Consider the following 1,833-nt stretch of genomic DNA (forward strand, 5'->3'; position numbering starts at 1 on the left):
CAGCGCCCCCGGTCGACCGACGCCGGCTGGCCGACCTCCGCCGGCGGATCTCCGACGCCGCGGGCGCACCGGTGATCGTGAGCCGGCACACCGACCCCGCCACGATGGCCTTCGTCTCCCGACGGGACCTGGCCGACGTGGCCGCGCAGGGCCCGGCGACCCCCGACCACGTGATCCGCACCAAGCGCGTCCCGCTGATCGGTGACGACGTCGCCGGCTACGCGGCCGACTACCGCCGGTACTTCGACGAGCACGCGCGGCCGGGGCTGACCATGCTCGACCCGGCGCCGCGCGTGGTGCTCGACCCCGGGCTGGGCATGCTCACGGTCGGCAGGCGGGCCAAGGACGCCGACATCGCGCGGGACATCTACGCCCACACGATCGACATCATCGAGCGGGCGGAGGAGCTGGGCGGCTACCGCGCGTTGCCGCCGGGGGACCTGTTCGACATGGAGTACTGGGAGTTGGAGCAGGCGAAGCTGCGGCGTTCCGGCGCACCGGCGGAGTTCACCGGCGAGGTCGCGCTGGTCACCGGTGCGGCGTCCGGCATCGGCCGGGCGTGCGCCGACGCGCTGCGGGCCAGGGGCGCGAGCGTGATCGGCCTCGACCTCACGCCGACCGCGAGCCACCCCGACTACCTCGGCCTCCAGGTCGACGTCACCGACCCGGACGCCGTCGAGGCCGCGATCGACCGGGGCGTGGAGCGGTTCGGCGGGGTGGACGTGCTGGTCGCGTCGGCCGGCGTCTTCCCGGCCAACACCCCGATCGCTGAGCTGGACCCGACCTCGTGGCGGCACACCATGTCGGTCAACGCGGACGCGATCGCGACCCTGTTCACCAAGGCGCACCCGCTGCTGAAGCTGGCCCCGCGCGGCGGGCGGGTGGTGGTCGTGGCGTCCAAGAACGTGCCCGCGCCAGGACCCGGCGCGGGCGCGTACTCGGCCTCCAAGGCGGCGGTCACGCAACTGGCCAGGGTCGCCGCGCTGGAGTGGGCGGCCGACGGCATCAGGGTCAACGCGGTCCACCCGGACGCGGTCTTCGACACCGGCCTGTGGACCGCCGAGGTGCTCGCCCAGCGCGCCGCGCACTACGGCCTGAGCGTCGAGGCCTACAAGCGGCGCAACCTGCTGGGCACCGAGATCACCAGCGCGGCGGTCGGCCGGGTGATCGCGGAGCTGTGCTCGGACACCTTCGCCCACACCACGGGGGCGCAGGTGCCGGTCGACGGCGGGAACGAGCGCGTGGTCTGACCCGGTGCCGCCGCGGCCCCACCGCTGGTCCGACCCCGTGCTGCCGCGGTCCTACCCGCGGCTGTGGCTCACCGGGCGGGCCACGTCGGTTGGCTTGCGGCGGCGGACGGCGACGAGCAGGCCCACCGCGGACAGCATGGCCACGCCCATGGCCGTCCACGCCGTCGCCAGGTCGAAGGTCTGCGCGCACCACCCGAAGAACGGCGGCATGGTCGCGCTGCCGACGTACACGCCGATCTGCGTGACCGACGTGGCCGAGGCGACCCGGTCCGGGAAGCGGTCGGCCACGGCCAGGTTGAACACCCCCGACCACGCCCACCCGGCGGCGAAGCCCAGGAACAGCGCCACCACGAACACCGCCGAACCACCCGTGGCGAACAGGCCCTGCCCCAGCGCGCCCAGCGTGATCATCACCGACGCCGTCAGCAGCAGGTCCGGCCGCCACCGGTCGGCCGCGAGCCCCACCACCAGCCGCGAGGCGAACCCGGACGCCGAACCCAGCGACAGCATCAGGCCGGCCCCCGCCGGGCTGAACCCGACGTCCACCGCGGTCACCACGAGGTAGGCGGCCATCGCGTTGGCC

At 74.6% G+C, this 1,833-nt stretch carries 2 protein-coding genes; one reads left to right on the plus strand and one right to left on the minus strand.

Going from position 1 to position 1,833, the window contains the following annotated elements; all coding sequences use genetic code 11:
* Positions 1 to 1,250, plus strand: a 1,250-nt coding sequence (locus AB0G02_RS38030; protein ID WP_360804709.1) for an SDR family oxidoreductase, incomplete at its 5' end; no start/stop codon positions are given.
* Between the two features lie 51 nt (positions 1,251 to 1,301).
* On the opposite strand, the gene AB0G02_RS38035 is transcribed toward AB0G02_RS38030, so the two are convergent.
* Positions 1,302 to 1,833: MFS transporter (locus AB0G02_RS38035; RefSeq protein ID WP_360804712.1), on the minus strand; the 532-nt coding region annotated here is incomplete at its 5' end.

The organism is Actinosynnema sp. NPDC023658 (assembly GCF_040639995.1).
GTDB lineage: Bacteria > Actinomycetota > Actinomycetes > Mycobacteriales > Pseudonocardiaceae > Actinosynnema.